At 42.8% G+C, this 19,555-nt stretch carries 15 protein-coding genes and 1 pseudogene; 15 read left to right on the top strand and 1 reads right to left on the bottom strand.

The window, feature by feature from the left end; translation table 11 throughout:
• The 7 genes and pseudogenes from B5F53_RS15855 (at window position 1) to B5F53_RS15825 (ending at window position 6,912) form a co-directional block, all read left to right on the top strand.
• Window positions 1-1,971, top strand: a complete 1,971-nt coding sequence (locus tag B5F53_RS15855) for a hypothetical protein (protein WP_087225332.1) — start codon at window positions 1-3, stop codon at window positions 1,969-1,971.
• 179 nt (window positions 1,972-2,150) lie between these two features.
• A complete protein-coding gene (locus B5F53_RS15850; protein WP_087225329.1) occupies window positions 2,151-2,618 on the top strand; it encodes a low molecular weight protein-tyrosine-phosphatase in 468 nt (155 codons plus the stop codon).
• A 251-nt stretch (window positions 2,619-2,869) separates the two neighbouring features.
• Entirely contained in the window at window positions 2,870-3,130 is a 261-nt protein-coding gene (locus B5F53_RS15845; protein ID WP_087225326.1) for a type II toxin-antitoxin system Phd/YefM family antitoxin, read from the top strand.
• Window positions 3,120-3,434, top strand: coding sequence for a type II toxin-antitoxin system RelE/ParE family toxin (locus tag B5F53_RS15840; RefSeq protein ID WP_087225323.1), 315 nt, complete (start codon window positions 3,120-3,122; stop codon window positions 3,432-3,434). The genes B5F53_RS15845 and B5F53_RS15840 overlap by 11 nt, the downstream gene beginning before the upstream one ends.
• A gap of 359 nt (window positions 3,435-3,793) precedes the next feature.
• Complete coding sequence (locus B5F53_RS15835; RefSeq protein WP_087225320.1) at window positions 3,794-5,404, top strand: recombinase family protein; 1,611 nt, start codon at window positions 3,794-3,796, stop codon at window positions 5,402-5,404.
• A gap of 126 nt (window positions 5,405-5,530) precedes the next feature.
• Window positions 5,531-6,265 (top strand): annotated as a pseudogene (locus tag B5F53_RS20880) (N-acetylmuramoyl-L-alanine amidase); the annotation flags it as partial.
• 50 nt (window positions 6,266-6,315) lie between these two features.
• Window positions 6,316-6,912: a YdcF family protein gene (locus B5F53_RS15825; protein ID WP_087225317.1), complete on the top strand. Its 597-nt coding sequence runs from the start codon at window positions 6,316-6,318 to the stop codon at window positions 6,910-6,912.
• 92 nt (window positions 6,913-7,004) lie between these two features.
• On the opposite strand, the gene B5F53_RS15820 is transcribed toward B5F53_RS15825, so the two are convergent.
• Complete coding sequence (locus B5F53_RS15820; RefSeq protein WP_087225314.1) at window positions 7,005-8,288, bottom strand: HlyC/CorC family transporter; 1,284 nt, start codon at window positions 8,286-8,288, stop codon at window positions 7,005-7,007.
• A 268-nt stretch (window positions 8,289-8,556) separates the two neighbouring features.
• Here B5F53_RS15820 and B5F53_RS15815 point away from each other — a divergent pair, with 268 nt between their 5' ends.
• The 8 genes from B5F53_RS15815 (at window position 8,557) to B5F53_RS15780 (ending at window position 19,552) form a co-directional block, all read left to right on the top strand.
• Window positions 8,557-10,362 carry a hypothetical protein gene (locus tag B5F53_RS15815; protein ID WP_087225311.1) on the top strand — a complete coding sequence of 602 codons (1,806 nt, stop codon included), beginning with the start codon at window positions 8,557-8,559 and terminating at the stop codon, window positions 10,360-10,362.
• Between the two features lie 50 nt (window positions 10,363-10,412).
• Complete coding sequence (locus B5F53_RS15810) at window positions 10,413-10,763, top strand: TIGR04086 family membrane protein (protein ID WP_087225308.1); 351 nt, start codon at window positions 10,413-10,415, stop codon at window positions 10,761-10,763.
• A 71-nt stretch (window positions 10,764-10,834) separates the two neighbouring features.
• Entirely contained in the window at window positions 10,835-10,975 is a 141-nt protein-coding gene (scfA, locus tag B5F53_RS15805; protein WP_087225305.1) for a six-cysteine ranthipeptide SCIFF, read from the top strand.
• Window positions 10,976-11,101: 126 nt separating this feature from the next.
• Complete coding sequence (scfB, locus tag B5F53_RS15800) at window positions 11,102-12,457, top strand: thioether cross-link-forming SCIFF peptide maturase (RefSeq protein WP_087225362.1); 1,356 nt, start codon at window positions 11,102-11,104, stop codon at window positions 12,455-12,457.
• A gap of 21 nt (window positions 12,458-12,478) precedes the next feature.
• Window positions 12,479-14,776: a protein translocase subunit SecD gene (gene secD, locus B5F53_RS15795; protein WP_087225302.1), complete on the top strand. Its 2,298-nt coding sequence runs from the start codon at window positions 12,479-12,481 to the stop codon at window positions 14,774-14,776.
• An 82-nt stretch (window positions 14,777-14,858) separates the two neighbouring features.
• Window positions 14,859-16,577: a single-stranded-DNA-specific exonuclease RecJ gene (recJ, locus tag B5F53_RS15790; protein ID WP_087225299.1), complete on the top strand. Its 1,719-nt coding sequence runs from the start codon at window positions 14,859-14,861 to the stop codon at window positions 16,575-16,577.
• A 111-nt stretch (window positions 16,578-16,688) separates the two neighbouring features.
• The gene (locus B5F53_RS15785; RefSeq protein WP_087225359.1) at window positions 16,689-17,213 is read left to right on the top strand and encodes an adenine phosphoribosyltransferase; all 525 of its coding nucleotides are present in this window, start codon (window positions 16,689-16,691) and stop codon (window positions 17,211-17,213) included.
• 29 nt (window positions 17,214-17,242) lie between these two features.
• Window positions 17,243-19,552, top strand: a complete 2,310-nt coding sequence (locus B5F53_RS15780) for a RelA/SpoT family protein (RefSeq protein WP_242970349.1) — start codon at window positions 17,243-17,245, stop codon at window positions 19,550-19,552.
• Window positions 19,553-19,555: the final 3 nt, after the last annotated feature.

Here is a 19,555-nt window from a genome sequence, read left to right as displayed (position 1 = left end):
ATGAAGATTTTAAAACATGTTGGGCCCATAAGTCTTGCGGCAGTGGTTGTAATGAGTTCTGCTATTCCGGCTTTTGCTGCGGAAACAGCGGCCTCCTCTCCTTCTGAAAAGGAAGAGGTCATCTATATTACCCTTGGCGCAGACGGTACACAGAAAAACACATATGTAGTCAACAGTTTTGCCGGAGGTGAGATTACAGATTATGGGGATTACACCTCTGTCAAGGTACTGAATACCAGTGACCCGATTCAGCAGGGGAGAGACCTTGTTACGCTTTCCTCCTCTGCGGATAAGGTTTATTACCAAGGGTATTTGGCGGGAGGAGAAATTCCATGGAATATCTCCCTGCGTTATTATTTAGATGGAACGGAATATTCTCCGGAAGAAATCGCAGGAAAGGATGGCAAACTGGAAATCCAGTTTCAAATTACAGAAAATCCGGATTGCTCCGGCACATTTTTTGATGATTGCGCATTACAGGCTTCTTTTACACTGGATACGGAGCAATGCCGGAATATAGAAGCGCCGGATGCTACGATTGCCAATGTAGGAGGCAGCAAGCAGCTAACATACACGGTTCTTCCCGGTAAAGGGATTGATACTGCTATTACAGCGGATGTAACTGATTTTGAAATGGGTGCAGTTTCCATCAATGGTATCCACCTTAACTTAAATGTAGATATTGATGATGAAGAACTAAAAGATAAGGTGGGCGAACTGATTGATGCGGTAGAGCAGTTGGATGACGGCGCCAGGGAACTTTCCGATGGATCAGAGGAACTGTTGGACGGTACTTCCAGTCTGAAAGACGGCTCTTTATCATTGCATAGTGGGATTGCTTCATTGGATGAAGGGGTTCTTACCCTTCAGAATGGATTGAATACTGTACAGTCAGGAGTAAACAGCCTGAATTCTCAGTCTGATGCATTGGTAAATGGATCTGCAGAATTCAAATCTGCATTAGCAACGATTCAAAAGGCAGTGAATTCTGTTTCTGTGACCAATAAAGATTTGACGGAACTGGCATCCTCATCTGGAAAAATCAAACAGGCAATTTGTGATTTGAATGAGGGTGCAGCCGCTTTGCAGGCAAATCTGGGATATAGTCAGTATAAGGCCTTGATGGCGCAGAATGGTTTGAATATTGATGACTTGATTGCCGGAAATTCCAGTGCGGTGGAAATGATTCAAGAATATGAAGCTCTTCTGGGACAGCTGGGGAGTGTTCCGGGACTTGAAGGAATCGTGAGTCAGTATGAATCACAGCTAACTGCATCGGCAGAACAGATGATCGCTCTTCTGAATGCGAATAATGCGGCCATCGGCGGAACAGAAAGTTATCTGAACGGGATTTCTGCCGAATTGCCGACTCTGACAAATGGGCTTTCTGAATTATCCGCACAATATGAAACATTTGATACTGAAATCAGTACGCTTGTAGATAACCTTAGCAATATGACCGGAAACCTTTCTGCACTGGCAGGTGGGATTAATCAGCTTGTAGATAGTTATGAGGAACTGGATTCTGGCATTGGGAACTATACGGATGGAGTAGCACAAATTGCAGCAGGATACAGCCAGGTATTGGATGGTGTGTCCTCTCTCGCCCAGGGAAGTAAAGAACTTGTTTCCGGCTCCGATGACTTATATGGCGGAACAGTAGAACTGTATGATGGAGTTGTATCCCTGTGTGATGGGGCACAGGAAATGTCTGAAGGAACAGGTGAATTCCGTACAGAAACATCCAATATGAACGAGCAGATGGATGAAGAAATCGACAATCTTCTGGAATCTATTGGAGGAAACATGGATGATCCGGTATCCTTTGTTTCTGAAAAGAATACAAACGTAGATTCCGTTCAATTTGTAATTCAGACGGATGCCATTGAAATGGAAGAGATTGAAACAGTACAAGACACAACAGAAGAAGAATCCTCCCTTTGGCAGAAGTTTTTGGATTTGTTTCAATGATTTTATGAACGACAGGCACGTAAAATGAAAAAAACACAAGGCGCTTTGCTTCGGCGGAGCGCTTTTTCTTACTACTCCCCAAACGGTCGGATTTATGATAGAATGGTCGCAGTAGTAACACACCCCCATTTCTACTACGTTTTACTACTGAAATAAGGCATTTTAGGAGGAATTTAAATATGATACGAGTGCTGTTTTTGTGTCATGGGAATATTTGTCGTTCACCCATGGCCCAATATGTTTTTGAAGATATGGTAGCGAAGGAAGGAAAGGCAGAAGCGTTCTACATTGACTCTGCTGCTACCAGCACAGAAGAAATCGGGAACCCCATTCATCGTGGAACCCGTTCAAAACTAATAGAAAAAGGGATTCCCTTTGGGGATCACAGGGCAGTTCAGCTTCGAAAAGCGGATTATAAGAACTATGACTATTTAATAGGAATGGATCGTTACAATATAAAGAATATCACCCGTATGGTAGGTGGGGATAAGGAAAATAAAGTGTACAAACTTCTGGACTTTACGGGACATTCCCGTGATATTGCAGATCCCTGGTATACGGGAGAATTTGAGACAACCTATCAGGATGTTCAGGAAGGATGCAGAGCTTTTCTGAAGTATTTAAAAGAAAACGGCATTCTTAATTAACAGCATTTAAATGGGCATAGAACCAATCAGAAAATTTCTGCATATGCTAGAGAGAAAGAGTATCTGAGGTGAAAACCATGCCATATACAATAATGCTGGATGCAGGTCATGGCGGAACACAGTTGCGCAAGGAAGACTGGCAACGATATTACAGAAAGAAAGGAAATTAGAAAATCTGAAAAGCATTGCCTTTATGATAATATTTTGATAAAATTAAGATAGAATAAACGATATAAAAGGAGTGCTTGAATATGATACAAATTCGCCCTGTTTCTGACCTCAGAAATAAATTTCCAGAGATTGAATCCATTGTCAACAGCGGAAGTCCTGTATATCTTACAAAAAACGGATATGGTGCAATGGTCGTACTAAGTCTGGAAGAATATGCCAGTCTGACGGATAATGTTGAAATGAAACTTGACGAAGCTGACAGACAGGCAGCAGCAACAGAAGAAAGACTTTCCCATGAAACAGTTTTCAGTCATGTAAGGAGCGCGGTACATGGAAAATAAATCCTATCAGCTTAGGTATTTACCACTTTTTGAACAGGATTTAATCAGTACAGCAAATTACATTACCAATGTTTTGAAAAATGAGGACGCAGCTTTACGCCTGATTGATGATGTTGAAACTGCCATTTTGGAAAGATTGAATAATCCTGTTGCTTTTGAGCCGTATCGCTCTGCAAAAAGGCGGGACTATCCCTACTATCGGATTTATGTAAGAAACTATGTGATTTATTATGTAGTCATTGATGATGTGATGGAAGTACGAAGATTGATGTATGGTGCAAGAGATACGGACAGACATTTATAATCGAATAGAACGATACGAGAGCAGTAAATCTAAAAGGTTTGCTGCTTTTTCGCGGAAAGAAGACTTTTATATGTCAGATTGATAAAAATGAAGTGAGAATAGGCATATTGGATAAGCCTATTTGCGTATGTTGAGAATGGATAGCTGAAACAAGGAGGACGATAAAGTTTGGAAAAGAAACAGCCAATCCAATACACTGTGGAAAGAGAATTTTTATCGAAGTTTTCAGCGAAAGAATTGCTTATCCGTATCATCAGAATTCATCTTAAAGAGGTTCAAAACAGGTAGTCTGATATGGGAAAGTACCGTATTTTGTGGTATAATATTTTTAATAGGGCAACAATTGAATAGGCGAATATATGAAACTTCAAAAGGTATTAAGCTTATTTCATGTTGCAATCTATATTAGATTATCAAAAGAAGATGGTGATAAGGAAGAAAGCGACAGTGTTGGAAATCAGAGAAAACTTTTAACGGAGTATATTGCTGAAAAAGAAGATTTTATATTGTTTGATACTTACATTGACGACGGTTATTCAGGAACGAATTTCAACCGCCCTAGTTTCCAGAGAATGATTGCAGACATTGAAGATGGGAAGGTAAATTGTGTCGTTGTAAAGGATTTATCCAGATTCGGGCGAGATTACATTGATACTGGACGATATTTAGAGCGATACTTTCCAGAAATGGGAGTACGTTTTATCTCGGTAACAGACAGTATTGATAGTATGAAACAGGCATATGATATGCTGCTCCCGATTAAAAACATTTTCAATGAACAATATGCAAGAGATATTTCAAAAAAAATACAGGCAACCGTAAAATCAAAACAAAAGGCTGGTGAGTTTATAGGGGCATTTACAAGTTATGGTTATAAGAAATCTCCTGTGAATAAAAATAAGCTAGTGATCGATGAGTACGCTGCTGATGTTGTCCGTAGAATCTTTTCCTTATATGTACAAGGTTATGGCAAACAAAAGATTGCAAAACTGTTAAATGCAGAGGGTATTCTTTGTCCGGCAGAATACAAAAGGGTAAATGGTGAAAAATACAAGAACTGTAACCGTTTGGAGAGTACAGCGTATTGGTCTTACTCTACAATCAACAGTATTCTTCATAGAGAAATGTATGTGGGGAATATGGTACAGGGAACAAAGCGCCAGCGTATGAGAAGTAAGCAGAAGAGAATGCCGAAAGAGGATTGGATAATCGTAGAAAATACCCATGAACCAATCATAGATAAAGAAACATGGGAAAAAACGCAATCCCTCTTGTCAAAAAGAACAAGAAAGCTGGATTTGGAAACGAATAAAAATATCTTTGCCGGTTATGTAAAATGCGGTGATTGTGGCAAAGCAATGGCAAAAAATATGTGGCGTCGTGCAGATGGAAGTAAAACATATAGTTTTTATTGCGGAACATATAAAAGAAATGGCAAACAGTATTGTATGCCGCATACGTTACCGCTGGCTGTTTTGGAGGACATTGTATTAAATGATTTAAAAGCAATCGTCCACAGTGTAGATGATTTGAAAGAACTGGTACAGTCACAGAGTTTCACAAGTCCAAAGGTGAAAAAGATTACCGATACAGAACTTGGCAAAATCAAAGCAGAGCTGGAACGTGTAAAAAAGCTCAAAAAATCCATATATGAAGATTATAAAGATGGACTGATTTCCAAAGAAGAATTTCTTTCTTACCGAGAGGATTATCTAAAAAAAGAAGAACTTTACTCTAAACAGATTGAAACACTGGAACAGAAGAAAGAAAATGTGACAGAAGATGTTTTTGAAATACCGTGGTTGAAAAGGCTGTTGGAATTAAAAGACATTGAATCACTGGATAGAGATATTGTGGCAGAAATGATAAGTGAAATAACAGTCTACGAAAACTGCAAGATCAAAATCACCTATAATTTCGGCAATGAATCAGAGCTTTTATTTTCCAGTGTTTCCAGTGTAGAATCTTAGGAAAGGTTATCGAATCTCACATATTTCTATATCCCCTAATCAGTCTGAAAGGGATCGTAATTTAATGCTACGCGTGAACGCGTTCCGCGCGATAAGGCAAAAAATTTGCGCAATTAACACCCGGCACATGGCGGAGAAGATCCAGGTGCTGTTTTTCAGGGCCGTCAGGAAAAGGATGATAATCTGAAACTGACGCTGGCGGTTGGGGAAAAGCTCCAGGACAACGGCGTAGATGTGCTTTACACCAGAACAGAAGATGTGTATCAGACACCCTTTGAAAAAGCACAGATTGCCAATGAGGCAAAGCCGGATTACTTTATCTCCTTTCACAGAAATTCCAGCCCGGATGCAAACCAGTATGCAGGTGCGGAAGTACTGGTATATGATAAAAGCGGAATAAAGTACGAGATGGCTCAGAATATACTGGGAGCGCTGGGGGAGGCAGGTTTTGATGAACTGGGCGTGAAAGAGCGACCGGGCCTGGTCGTACTTCGGAGAACCAAGATGCCCGCAATTTTAGTGGAAGCCGGTTTTTTGAATACAGAAGGAGATAATGAGATTTTTGATAACAATTTTAATATGATAGTGGATGGCATTGCCAATGCAATATTAGGCACATTAGATATGGAGACGGTAGAGGAGGAGCCCATGTATTACCGGGTACAGGTGGGCGCTTTCCGTTCCAGAGAAAATGCGGATAAACTTTTGTATGAGCTGTTGGATCAGGATTATCCGGCCTTTTTGCTTCACGATAACGGACTTTATAGAGTACAGGTAGGAGCTTTTATGCAATTGGGAAATGCCATTGCCATGGAGCAGAAATTAAGAAACGCGGGTTATACCACACTGATTACCACTTAAAAAAAAGGGCCGCATCAGGAAACTGCGGCCCTCAATAGAAGGAGTAAGCCATGGAATACGAGAAATTTTTACAGCAGATTTCAGAATTTATTTTTGTAGAAGATCCCATTGAAAAAGCGGATATAATTTTTGTTCCCGGCAACCGTTATCCTCAGATGGCGGAGGAAGCGGCCAGATTGTATCAGCGGGGAGCTGCTCCGTACATATTGCCGAGCGGATGTCACAGTATTACCGAAGAAGCTTTCCGGGGACCGATAGATAAACGGGAACAGTATGACGGCGATTATCAGACAGAATGGGAGTTTCTGAAAGATGTGCTGGTGAAAAATCAGGTTCCCGAAGAAGCTATCTTAAGAGAAGACAAAGCTTCCTATACGATGGAAAACGCCTGTTTCTCCAGAAAGGTGACTGACGATAACAGACTGGTTATAAATAAAGCCATTCTATGCTGTAAAAGTTATCATACGAGAAGGGCGCTGATGTATTATCAGAAAGCGTATCCGGAGACAGAAATCATAGTGCGGCCTGTTTTTCCGGATGGAATAACTTCAGAAAACTGGATGGAAACAGAAGCGGGAGTCGGACAGGTAGCCGGGGAAATCAGGCGGTTAGTTCAGCAGTTTTCTATTTGGATGAAAGAGAAATGATTGGGAGGAGAACAAAAAGGACGGGCAAACCAGTTGAGGTTTTACTCGTCCTTTTATTATTTAAGGTAATAGAAATCGCTCCGCGAAGGATGTTATTCTTCTGTTTCCGTTTCTTCTGAAGGTTTCGGAAGATAGATATGAACCTTTGCTATCCGGTTTTTCTCCAACTGATCCACCACCAGGCGGATTCCGTTTTCCAGAGTTACAGACTGTCCCTGAATGGGAAGACTGTCTAACTGATCGATGATATATCCGCCGATAGAGTCGTAATCTTCCGATTCCAGATGGATATTTAGGGCTTCGTTTACATCGTCCAGTTTGGTGGAACCAAGGGAAATATATTCTTCATTTGGAATTACTTCATGAAGTTCTTCTTCTTCCTCTTCGTCGTACTCATCCCGGATTTCTCCGACAATCTCTTCCAGAAGATCTTCCAGGGTAATCAGTCCGGCCGTGGAGCCGTATTCATCCAGGACGATGGCCAGATTCACAGAGGCTTTCCGCATATCTACCATTAAAGTGGCAGTGTCTTTATGCTCATATGTGAAATAGGGCTCCCTCAGGATATTGCGGATAGAGAAGCTGGTGTCTTTCGGAAGCAAAAGCAGATCCTTCATATTAATAATACCAACTACGTTGTCGGTATCCCCCTCATAAACGGGAAAACGGGTGTGCATTTCTTCCTTAAAAACAGCCATTAACTGGTCGTAGGTACTGTCGATGTCGATAAAGCACATGTCAATCCGGGGAATCATAACATCTTTGGCTTCAGAATTCCCAAAATCAAATACATTGTAAATCATCTGTTTTTCTTCGTTTTCAATAACACCGTCTTCCTGGCTGACATTTACGATGGTACGCAGCTCATGTTCGGTCATAGCAGCAGGCTTGGCGTTGGAATCAATTCGCAGAAGCCGGAAAACGAGCTGAGAAAGTTTATTAATCACGAAAGCGACAGGAGTCAGAACAATCATGAGCGCATAAATGCTTCTGGCATAGGACAAAGCAATCTTTTCTGCCTGAACGGTCGCCATGGTCTTCGGGGTGATTTCACCGAAGATGAGAACCAGAATGGTAGCGATACCTGTAGCAATTCCAACATACATATTTCCAAACAGACGAATCGTCAGCGTAGTGGCCAGAGACGAGATGGTCATATTGACAATGTTATTACCAATTAATATGGTACTTAACATCCTTCCGGAATTGGAAGTTACCTTATCCAATATTACAGCGCGTTTGTCCCCCATTTCAATGAGCGCCTGAATGCGAATCTTACTTGTGGTGGTAAGAGCGGTTTCAGCCGATGAAAAATAGGCGGAACCAAGAATTAATAAAATTAATACAAACGTCTGAATCGCGACGCTAGAATCCAAAAAAATTCACTCCTTTAAAATTTTGTTCCTTTTCGTGTTATCAGAAAAAAATATACATGATTTTATGAAAAAAAGCAAGGGAAATAGGAGAAGAATACAAGAATGAAAAAAAATGGAATAGGGGGTGTCGAAAAAAAGAAATTTGTGCTATAATACATTATCGTAATATTAGTCAGATAATTAAACAAAAATTTTTTGAGTTGTTCTCAGAAACAAGAGACGAATAAAAGACAACAATTGATTTATTTTATATAGAGGTGCAGTCTAAATGATAAGAAAAAAGAAAAAATCATGTAAAAGAGCGGCGAAACTTTTAGCAGTTGTTTTAACCTTCTGCGTGATTGGTGGGATGGCGCCCAGGACGATACATGCAGATCAGACGGGTGTTATTACCAGAGAGACTCTGATTCCGTCAGGAGTGACCGTTAATTCTCCAACCGCTCTTTCTAATATACAGCTTCCCCAGAGCAGCTACGGAACTCTTTCCTGGGCGAGCCCCACGTATGTTCCGAGTAAATATCAGGAAGCCTGCAGCGTAGTATTTACAGCAGGCGCAAGTGCGGATTTCTCACAGGTAAGCGGTTGGGACAGCTCATCGGGTACGGTAACGGGGACCGTATTGGTGACAGTAAAAAGTCTGGCAGGAACCGTTCCCAGTCAGACACCGGTTCCTTCTGTAAGCGTAACGCCGGTACCAGTGTCTCCTGATCCTACGGCGGCGCCTACACAGCCTCCTCAGGAATCAGATAATCCCACAGACAGTGGAGACGAAAGCCAGAAAAATGAGCAGAACGATAGTACAGATGTAGATAAAGACAACGATTATAATAAGGAAGAAACTACAGACTCAGAAGAAAGTTCGGATTCTTCGAAAGATGAAAGCCAGTCAGAAGACGAGGATTCCGGTAAAACGGAGCAGGAGGACAGCGAAGAGAAGACAGAAGATTCGGATAAAGAAGAGTCAAAAGGAGAATCCCAGGATAAAGAGGACAGTTCTGATAATTACAAAGAGGATTCTTCCACTTCCGACAAGTCTGAAACAGGGGACAAACAGGAAGAGGACGCAGATAAAGATTCAGACAGCGAGGATAAAAATAACGAGGATAAAGACAGCCAGGATAAGGACAGTACTGAAAAAGAAGAAATAAAAGATACGGAAGAAGAAAAGAAAGAATCTTCCAAAGATGAGGATAAAACTTCTGACAAGAAAGAAGACTCTGAGAAAGAGCCGGAGGGAATCAATGAAATTCCTGCGGAGGCCTTTGAAAAAGACACCCGTTCCCAGGAGGCAGATCCGGAGGCAGAACTGCAGGATCAGGCGTCAGCTGCAGCAGAAAACCATACGTGCAACGGAATTACCGTTTCTGGTGATTTCCTGCCCTGGTATGTACAGTTTCGTGTTTCCAGCGGCTCCGGTTATAACTTTACCAATGCATCTAATGCATCTGTTTTCCAGTCTTATGAATTCCAGCTGTGGGATTTGTTAAATGACACAGAATACGAAATTCCGGAAGGACATTCTGTATGTATTACAGTTCCGGTAAAAGAAGGTTATAATTACACCATTGAACATATACTGGACGATGGAAGTATTGAGACGATTATTCCTACTGTTTACGGGAATACGATGATTTTTAATACCAGTTCCTTCAGTCCCTTTGGAATTGCAGGAAGCACATCTCTGGTAGGCGGTGAAATTGCAGAAGACGGATACTCTCCTACCCAGAAACCTTCTTCTTCTCAGACGGGACAGAGTTCTTCCGGTACAGGAAGCAGCTCATCCGGACAGAGCAGCCAGAGTTCCGGAAATAACTACAGCAGTTCAGGAGGAAACAGTTCTTCCTATACCAATACTTATTCTTCCGGAGGCGCTTCGGGATCTTCCGGAAACTCCTATTCCAGCGGAAGCGGAACCTACGCCTCCTCTTCCGGCTATGGGGGAAATAAAACAGCGGCAGTTAAAACGGGAGATAATACAGCAGTACTTCCGCTCATCCTGCTTTGTCTGATTCCGATTCCGGTGATTCTGTATTCCGGAATTCTGATTCAAAGAAGAAATAAGAGAATACGGTAAGCATACAACGTACAACCCTCCCATATATTGTGTATGGGAGGGATTTTTGTATGAAATTAAAAGCGACACTGAAGTCTTTACTATGTTCCTATGCTGTGACAGGGCTGGCATTGCTTTTACTGGCTTTTCTTCTGTATCAGTTTGATTTGGGAGAAAAGATAGTAACTGCGGGAATTGTAATTGTTTATGTGCTGTCCAGTTTTACAGGAGGATTTGTAATTGGAAAAAGCGTACAAAAGCAAAAATTCCTGTGGGGGCTTCTTCTGGGACTTTGTTATTTTCTCCTGCTTATCGGAGTTTCCTGGCTGGTGGAACACCGGTGGGATATGGGAATCAGGCATGCAGTTACCACGCTGTTTTTATGTATTGCGGGGGGAACTCTGGGCGGGATGCTGTCCTAAAAAAAACTTTGAAAAATACATACTGTTATGGTATAATGCACAATAGACAGATAATACAAGGAGGAACCATTATGGAACATATTAAAACATTAAATACAAAGAACCTGCAGAATACTATTAAAAAAGGCGGATGCGGAGAATGTCAGACATCCTGCCAGTCTGCGTGCAAGACATCTTGTACAGTAGGTAATCAGAGCTGCGAGAATAAGTAAAAGTAAGGGTAGCTGTAAAAATGCAAAGCAGCGGGGTCAAATCCGCTGCTTATTCTTGTGTAATAGGAAAATCCGTTGGATTTTAGGTTAAGAAATACAGAAAGGACTGTACATAGAATTATGAGTCTGATACATCAGTATAAGAACAACGGCTATAACATTGTCCTGGACATAAACAGCGGAAGCGTTCATGTAGTAGATGATCTGGTATACGATGCGGTAGCTCTTCTGGATAAAGGTATGTCAAAAGAAGAAGCGGCCGGGAAATTAAAGGAACACTATTCTTCGGAGGCGGTGGGAAGCGCTCTGGAAGAATGCCAGTGTCTCATCGATCAGGGAATGCTGTTCACAGAAGACATTTACGAAAATGCCATAGAGACATTTGCGAAACGTGAGACCGTTGTTAAAGCTCTGTGCCTGCACATTGCCCATGACTGTAATCTGGCATGCCGCTATTGCTTTGCGGAGGAGGGAGAATACCACGGAAAACGGGATCTGATGTCCTATGAGGTGGGACGTCAGGCTCTGGACTTTCTGATTGCCAATTCCGGAAACAGGAGAAATCTGGAGGTGGATTTCTTTGGCGGAGAGCCTTTAATGAACTGGGAAGTTGTGAAAAAACTGGTAGAATACGGAAGAGAGCAGGAAAAGATTCATGACAAAAAGTTCCGCTTTACCCTCACGACCAATGGGGTACAGCTAAATGATGAAATCATGGAATTTGCCAATAAAGAAATGGCCAATGTGGTCTTAAGCGTAGACGGAAGAAAAGAAATCCACGATTTGATGCGTCCATTCCCCAAAGGGGCGGGAAGTTACGATCTGGTAATCCCCAAATTTCAGAAATTTGCGGAACTTCGCAATCAGGACAAGTATTATGTCAGAGGCACTTTCACAAGACATAATCTGGATTTTTCAAAGGATGTCCTGCATCTGGCCGATTTGGGATTTAAACAGATTTCCGTGGAGCCGGTAGTTGCCGGTGAGAATGAGGAGTACGCTCTGCGGGAAGAAGATCTGCCGGTGATTTATGAGGAGTATGATCGTCTTGCGAAAGAGATGATTCGCCGGGAGAAGGCAGGAGAGGGCTTTAATTTCTTCCATTTTATGATTGACTTAACAGGAGGCCCCTGCGTTTATAAACGGCTTTCCGGATGCGGATCCGGTACGGAGTATCTGGCAGTGACTCCCTGGGGAGACTTATATCCCTGCCATCAGTTTGTAGGGGAAGAGAAGTATCTGATGGGAAATGTTTTTGAGGGGATAAAAAAACCTCAGATTCAGGAAGAATTCAAGGGCTGTAATGTTTACACGAAAGAAGCGTGCAAAGATTGCTTCGCCCGGTTCTACTGCAGCGGCGGCTGTGCGGCGAACTCTTATAAGTTCCATGGAACGATTCAGGATACTTATGAAATCGGCTGCAAACTGCAGAGAAAGCGCGTGGAATGCGCGATTATGATAAAAGCCGCATTGGCAGAATAAAGATATGGGAAGGAAAAGACAATGAAGAAAAACAGAGGAGTTGCCATCCTGGTTCTGACTGTGCTGATACTGGCATTTCTGGGATATACGGCAGCGGTAGGAATCGGCCCCACAGGAACCGGGGCGGCAAAAAATATTAAGACGGGATTGGATTTGTCCGGCGGTGTAAGTATTACTTACCAGGCCAAGGAAGAAAATCCAAGCAGCGAAGAGGTATCTGATACCATCTATAAACTGCAGAAACGTGTGGAACAGTACAGTACAGAAGCACAGGTTTACCAGGAAGGAGATAACCGCATTAACGTGGAAATTCCCGGGGTAACGGATGCAAACCAGATTCTGGAAGACCTGGGTAAACCCGGTTCTCTGGAATTCCAGGACAGTGCGGGAAATGTGGTTCTGGAAGGAAGCGATGTAGCCGACGCTGAGGGAGGAGCTGTTCAGAACCAGTCAGGAAATACAGAATACGTTGTAAATCTGACTTTAACAGACAGCGGAAAGACTAAATTTGCAGAAGCTACAAAAGAAAATATCGGCCAGTCTATTTCTATTATTTATGACGGGGAAGTAATCAGCTCTCCCGTTGTACAGGCGGAAATTACAGGCGGAAAAGCAGAGATCAACGGAATGGGTTCTGTGGAAGAAGCAAAGGAGCTGGCTTCCTATATCCGAATCGGCTCTCTGGGCCTGGAACTGGAAGAAATCCGTTCCAGCGTTGTGGCAGCACAGCTTGGAGAAGAAGCGATTTCCACCAGCCTTCTGGCAGCAGCCATCGGACTGGTAATTGTTATTGTATTCATGATTATTGTATACCGCGTTCCCGGTGTGGTAGCCGGCATTGCGCTGCTTTTGTATACCTGTATCATGCTGATTTCTCTGAATGCCTTTGATATTACCCTGACCCTTCCCGGAATTGCCGGTATCGTTCTGGGTATTGGTATGGCCGTAGATGCCAATGTAATTATCTATGCCCGTATTAAAGAAGAAATCGCAGCGGGTATCTCTGTCCGTTCTGCTATTAAAGCAGGATTCCAGAAAGCTTTCAGCGCGATTTTTGACGGAAATATTACGACTTTAATTGCATCTTTTGTACTGATGTGGATGGGATCCGGTACGGTAAAAGGTTTCGCTTATACCCTGGCAATGGGTATTGTGATTTCTATGTTTACCGCCTTGGTTGTTTCCAGATTAGTAGTCAATGCCCTTTACGCAGTAGGAGTAAGAGATGAGAAGTTTTACGGACGTGCGAAAACAGGTAAATGCATTGACTTTGTAGGAAAACGTAAAATTTTCTTTACAGTTTCTCTGATTCTGATTTTATGCGCTCCGGCAGCTATGCTGATTCATGCCAATACCGGAGATAATAAAGCATTAAATTACAGTCTGGAGTTTTCAGGGGGAACCACAACCAATGTAACCTTTAACAAGGATATGAGTATCAAGGAGATTGACTCCGAGGTAACCCCTGTAGTAGAAGAAGTAACCGGTGACAAGAATGTACAGCCTACAAAAGTGGTAGGCACCAACCAGGTGGCTATTAAGACAAAAACTCTGACGGTAGAGCAGAGAGACGCTTTAAACCAGGCGTTGGTGGAAAACTTTGATGTGGATGAAAGTCTGATTTCTTCAGAAAATATTTCCGCTACCGTAAGTTCAGAAATGAGACGGGATGCAGTGGTAGCCGTGATTGTGGCAACCATTTGTATGCTGTTATATATCTGGCTCCGGTTTAAGGACATTCGTTTTGCAAGCAGCGCAGTACTGGCCCTGCTTCACGACGTATTGGTTGTACTGGCCTTTTATGCCATTGCCCGGATTTCTGTGGGTAATACATTCATTGCGTGTATGCTGACCATCGTGGGATATTCTATCAATGCTACGATTGTTATCTTTGACCGAATCCGTGAAAATCTGCACGGACAGAGAAAAGTGGAAGATTTGGCAAATGTTGTAAACTTATCTATTACACAGACCCTTACACGGAGTATTTATACATCCTTTACTACCTTTGTAATGGTATTTGTTCTGTATTTCCTGGGTGTATCCTCCATTCAGGAATTTGCGCTTCCTCTGATGGTAGGTATCGTCTGCGGCGCTTACTCATCTGTATGTATTACAGGCGCTTTGTGGATGGTAATGAGAAATGGCCTTGGACGTAAAAAGAACGGAGCTCCTGCAGCAGTTACCGCAGGAAACGCTGCCGTAAAAACAGAAAAAGCTGCCGCACCGGCAAAAAGCGGACAGAAACAGCCTAAGAAGAAAAACAGAAAAAGAAATGCCATGAAGGCAGAAAATGCAGAAGTGAAAAAAGAGTCATAGAAAAGAAAAAGGGGCAATTGCGTGTCTGGCAGTTGCCCCTGTCTTCTTTTTGGATCTTAGAATAAGAGAAGAGGAGCAGATCATGACAGAAGAACGATGGGTCGTAGCGGCGAAAAGAGCAGATTTTCAGGGGATAGGAGAGAAATTTTCTATTGATCCGGTTATCGCAAGGCTGATACGGAACCGGGATGTAATCACAGAGGAGGACATTAACGGATATTTAAATGGAAATCTGGAACAACTGAACAATCCTTTTCTGATGAAAGATATGGAAAAGGCAGTAGAACTGATTTTGGCTAAGATAGAGCAAAATGCCAGAATAAGAATTATAGGAGATTACGACATTGACGGAGTTACCTCTGCGTACATATTGCGGAAAGGGCTGAGAGAATTAGGGGCGGATGTGGATACCTACCTTCCAGACAGAATTACAGACGGATACGGAATCCACGAAGGATTAATTCAAAATGCAATTGCAGACGGGGTAGATACCATAGTAACCTGCGATAATGGGATTGCAGCGGCAAAGGAAATTCAGATGGCAAAGGATGCAGGTCTGACTGTGATTGTTACCGATCATCACGAGGTTCCCTATGAAGAAGTAAACGGAGAAATCCGTGAGATACTTCCTCCGGCAGACGCAGTAATTAATCCGAAACAGAAGGCCTGCCCCTATCCCTGTAAACTGCTGTGCGGTGCAGGGGTGGCTTTTAAACTGATATGCGCTCTTTATGAAAAAAGAGGAATTGCCAGGGAGAAAACGTATGATTATCTGGATCTGGTGGCCGTAGCTACCGTAGGCGATGTAATGGATTTAAAAGAGGAAAACCGGATCCTGGTAAAAGAAGGTCTGAAATATTTAAGAAATACGAAAAACACAGGCCTGCAGGCTCTGATACGCGCCAACGGACTGGAAGATAAAAAAATAAGCGCATACCATATCGGCTTTGTCTTAGGTCCCTGCATCAATGCCAGCGGAAGGCTGGATACCGCCAGAAGATCCCTGGAACTTCTGCAGGAAGAAGACCCCCGAAAAGCGGCAAAGCTGGCCGGAGATTTAATGGCCATGAACCAGAGCCGCAAGGCTCTGACCCTGGAAGGGGTAGAAGAGGCAATTCGCCAGATTGATACTACTTCGCTGAGCAAGGACAGGGTACTGGTGGTTTATCTGCCTGAGTGCCATGAAAGTCTGGCAGGGATTATTGCAGGCAGAATCCGGGAGAAATATCATAAACCCACCATTGTTTTAACTAAAGGAGAACAGGGGGTAAAGGGAAGCGGCCGCTCCATAGAAACCTATTCGATGTTTGAGGCTTTAAATGAGTGCAAAGAGCTTCTGACCAAGTTCGGAGGACATCCAATGGCGGCGGGGCTTTCACTGGAGGAGAAAAATGTGGAGCCGTTCCGGGAGAAAATAAACCGTCTCTGCAGGCTTACAGAGGAAGATTTACAGCCCAAAGTGGTCATTGATGTACCTATGCCCATTTCTTATATTACACGGGAATTAATTGAACAACTGGAACTTCTGGAGCCGTTCGGAAAAGGAAATACCAAGCCTGTATTTGCCCAAAAAGGGATTTATGTACTAAACCCCAGAATTTTTGGGAAGAATCGAAATGTGGTGAAGATGCAGGTGGCGGATGAAAACGGGTTTTCCATAGAGGCGGTTTATTTCGGCGAAGGAGAAGCATTTTTAGAAAAGATAAAGGAAAAAAGGCAGCTTTCCATTGTCTATTATCCCGGAATAAACTCTTATAATGGCCGGGAAAACCTGCAGATTACCATTTTAAGCTATCAATAGCAGTGACCTTTTCATTGATCCGAAAATAAAAAAATGCTATACTATATCAATAATATACTATAATACGACAAATCTCTTTAAATTTGGGAAGGACAAATGGAGGATGAGAATATGAAAAAAATTGAAGAATATGTGAGAAGTATTCCGGATTTTCCGGAAGAGGGAGTTATTTTCCGGGATGTGACCAGTATTTTACAGGATGCAGACGGGTTGAAGCTGGCAATTGACTCTATGCAGGAATGTTTAAAAGAAAAAGACGTAGATGTTATTGTAGGGACAGAGTCCAGGGGATTTATTTTCGGAGTTCCCATCGCATATAATCTTCATAAACCATTTGTACCAGTCAGGAAGAAAGGCAAACTTCCCTGTGAAACCATTGAAAAGAGCTATGAACTGGAATACGGCCAGGCAACTGTTGAGATGCACAGAGATTCTATCCGTCCCGGACAGAAAGTGGCCGTTGTGGACGATCTGATTGCAACCGGGGGCACAATCAAAGCGGCCATTGAAATGATTGAAGATTTAGGCGGAGAAGTGGTAAAAGTTGTATTTTTAATGGAACTTGCAGGCTTAAAAGGCCGGGAAAAATTAAAAGGATACGATGTGGAATCCGTCATTTGCTATGAGGGTAAATAAGGGAAATTAGCGGATAGGTGGTGATGAGAGTGGATGAGAGAGAAAGAAATCTGGAAATTGATGAAAAAGATTTGGCAATTGTAAAAAAGGCAGATGCCAGTGTGAAAGCAATGAACGAATTTACAAGTCCGGAAGAACTGTATCAGGAATTGATACACTGCGTGAAAAAGTATCATCCGTCTACGGACCTCACCATGATTGAAAAAGCTTATCGCACTGCGAAAACAGCACATGAAGGTCAGAAACGAAAGTCCGGAGAGCCTTATATTATACATCCCCTGTGTGTGGCCATTATTCTGGCGGATCTGGAACTGGATAAAGAAACCATTGTGGCAGGACTTCTTCACGACGCCGTGGAAGATACCTGGATGACATATGAAGAAGTGGAAAAAGAATTCGGATCAGAAGTTGCACTTCTGGTGGACGGAGTCACGAAACTGGGGCAGTTGTCTTATTCCAAAGATAAGATAGAGGTACAGGCGGAAAATCTGCGAAAGATGTTTCTGGCAATGGCCAAGGATATAAGGGTTATTTTGATTAAGCTGGCGGACCGCCTCCATAATATGCGGACTCTTCAGTATATGAAGCCGGAAAAGCAGCAGGAAAAAGCAAGAGAAACCATGGATATATACGCACCCATCGCCATGCGTCTGGGTATTTCCAAAATCAAAGTGGAACTGGACGACCTGGCTCTGAAATACCTAAAACCGGATGTGTATTATGACCTGGTAGAGAAAGTGGCTCTGAGAAAAAGCGTCAGAGAACAGTTCGTCAATGAAATTGTGGCTCAGGTACAGCGTCATATGAAAGACGCAAATATAAAGGCTCAGGTAGACGGCCGTGTAAAGCACTTTTTCAGTATCTATAAAAAAATGGTCAATCAGGATAAAACCATTGATCAGATTTACGATTTGTTTGCAGTGAGGATACTGGTAGACTCAGTAAAAGACTGTTACGCAGCCCTGGGCGTCATCCATGAGATGTATAAACCTATCCCGGGAAGGTTCAAAGACTACATCGCAATGCCGAAGCCGAACATGTATCAGTCCCTTCACACAACCCTGATTGGTCCCAAAGGACAGCCCTTTGAAATACAGATTCGGACTTTTGAAATGCATAAAACGGCCGAATTCGGTATTGCGGCGCACTGGAAATACAAGGAATCTTCAGACGGCAAGAAGTCTGTAGGAAAGAGCGAAGAAGAAAAATTAAACTGGCTGCGCCAGATTCTGGAATGGCAGAGGGACATGTCCGATAATAAGGAATTCATGAGCCTTCTGAAAAATGACCTGGATTTATTTGCAGATAACGTGTATTGTTTTACTCCTCAGGGAGATGTAAAAACCCTGCCAAACGGTTCGACACCCATCGACTTTGCGTACAGTGTACATAGCGCGGTAGGCAATAAAATGGTAGGAGCAAGAGTAAACGGGAAGCTGGTTCCCATTGAGTACGAAATCAAAAACGGAGACAGAATTGAGATTATCACCTCTCAGAACTCTCAGGGTCCCAGCCGTGACTGGCTGAAACTGGTAAAAAGCACACAGGCAAAAAACAAGATTAACCAGTGGTTTAAGAAAGAATTAAAAGAAGACAATATTTTAAAAGGCAAGGAGATGCTGAACCAGTATGGAAAACTAAAAGGCATTAAATTGTCTCAGTATTTAAAATCCAAATATATGGAATCTGTCATGCACAAATACGGATTCCGGGACTGGGATTCTGTTCTGGCCGCAATCGGACACGGCGGCCTGAAAGAGGGCCAGGTCTTAAATAAGCTGATGGAGGCTTATGACAAAGAAAACAAGAAGAAGATTACAGACGAGCAGGTTCTGGAGGCCACCAACGATCAGAAAGAGAAGCTGCATATCGTTAAGAAAAAAGGCGGTATTGTGGTAAAAGGCATTCACGATGTGGCGGTTCGTTTCTCCAGATGCTGCAACCCCATACCGGGAGATGAAATTGTAGGATTTATTACAAGAGGAAGAGGCATCTCCATACACCGTACAGACTGCGTCAATGTACTGAGCATGTCGGAAATGGACCGAAGTCGGTTAATTGAAGCGGAATGGCAGCAGGGTTCCGGAAAAGAACAGGAAAAATACGAAGCAGAGATCAAGGTCTTTGTGAACAACCGGACCGGCCTGCTTGTGGATATTTCCAAAATTTTCACCGAGAGAAAGATCGATGTGAAATCCATCAACAGCAGAACTAACAAGCAGGACAAAGGAACCATTTCTCTGAGCTTTGAAATCGGAAGCAAAGAGGAGCTGCGGAGTCTGGTAGAGAAGATTCTGCAGGTGGAAAGTGTAATAGATGTGGAACGAACCACAGGCTGACAA

Origin of the sequence: Blautia sp. An249 (genome assembly GCF_002159835.1) — a bacterium.
GTDB lineage: Bacteria > Bacillota > Clostridia > Lachnospirales > Lachnospiraceae > Blautia_A > Blautia_A avistercoris.
This window is presented reverse-complemented; position numbering and strand designations above follow the sequence as displayed.

Coding starts and splice junctions, on each gene's coding strand:
- B5F53_RS15845 (WP_087225326.1), top strand. CDS start 2,870: ATGATACAAATTCGCCCTGTTTCTGACCTCAGAAATAAATTTCCAGAG.
- B5F53_RS15815 (WP_087225311.1), top strand. CDS start 8,557: ATGATAAGAAAAAAGAAAAAATCATGTAAAAGAGCGGCGAAACTTTTA.
- B5F53_RS15825 (WP_087225317.1), top strand. CDS start 6,316: ATGGAATACGAGAAATTTTTACAGCAGATTTCAGAATTTATTTTTGTA.
- scfA (WP_087225305.1), top strand. CDS start 10,835: ATGGAACATATTAAAACATTAAATACAAAGAACCTGCAGAATACTATT.
- B5F53_RS15840 (WP_087225323.1), top strand. CDS start 3,120: ATGGAAAATAAATCCTATCAGCTTAGGTATTTACCACTTTTTGAACAG.
- B5F53_RS15835 (WP_087225320.1), top strand. CDS start 3,794: ATGAAACTTCAAAAGGTATTAAGCTTATTTCATGTTGCAATCTATATT.
- B5F53_RS15785 (WP_087225359.1), top strand. CDS start 16,689: ATGAAAAAAATTGAAGAATATGTGAGAAGTATTCCGGATTTTCCGGAA.
- secD (WP_087225302.1), top strand. CDS start 12,479: ATGAAGAAAAACAGAGGAGTTGCCATCCTGGTTCTGACTGTGCTGATA.
- B5F53_RS15855 (WP_087225332.1), top strand. CDS start 1: ATGAAGATTTTAAAACATGTTGGGCCCATAAGTCTTGCGGCAGTGGTT.
- recJ (WP_087225299.1), top strand. CDS start 14,859: ATGACAGAAGAACGATGGGTCGTAGCGGCGAAAAGAGCAGATTTTCAG.
- B5F53_RS15850 (WP_087225329.1), top strand. CDS start 2,151: ATGATACGAGTGCTGTTTTTGTGTCATGGGAATATTTGTCGTTCACCC.
- B5F53_RS15810 (WP_087225308.1), top strand. CDS start 10,413: ATGAAATTAAAAGCGACACTGAAGTCTTTACTATGTTCCTATGCTGTG.